1 pseudogene is annotated in these 531 nt (G+C 60.3%); it reads right to left on the reverse strand.

The window, feature by feature from the left end:
* Window positions 1-531 (reverse strand): annotated as a pseudogene (locus C5748_RS28420) (autotransporter outer membrane beta-barrel domain-containing protein); the annotation flags it as partial.

Raw genomic sequence — 531 nt, forward strand, 5'->3', positions numbered from 1 at the left:
TTGCCGTGCCGTCGCCGACGCGGACGACGTTCGCGCCGGTGAGACCGATAGCGTCGCCGATGACATTATAGCCGTCAACAGCGAACTGCATGCCGCTCTGGATGCCGATTGCGCCAGCACTGTCGTCCACCGTCACCGTGCCGGGCGTGCCGGCGAAAATCAGCAATACCGAAGGCTCGAAGGCACCGTTGGCGCTGCCGTCTGCAAGTGTCCAGTTATTGCCCGTTGCGCTCCAGGTGCCCGCACCGCCGTCGACTGCGTTGTTGGCGATGGTGTTCGCGCCATCCCAGAAGGAGACAAATGGCGCACCAACCAACAGGTTCACTTGTTTTGCCGTCGCCGTCTGCACGGTGAGATTGTTTGCGTTGAAGCCCGAAGGCGCGGCTCCGATTTCGAGCCCGTTATCGGTGAGCGTGCCGTCATAATTGACAAGGCGATAGAGTCCGGAGCCAAAACCGCCCGCGTTGCTGACATTCAGTGTGCCGTCAAGCGTCAGATTTTCACCGACATTGATGAGATCGCTATCCACGC

The organism is Phyllobacterium phragmitis (assembly GCF_002980495.1).
Classification (GTDB): Bacteria; Pseudomonadota; Alphaproteobacteria; order Rhizobiales; family Rhizobiaceae; genus Paramesorhizobium; species Paramesorhizobium phragmitis.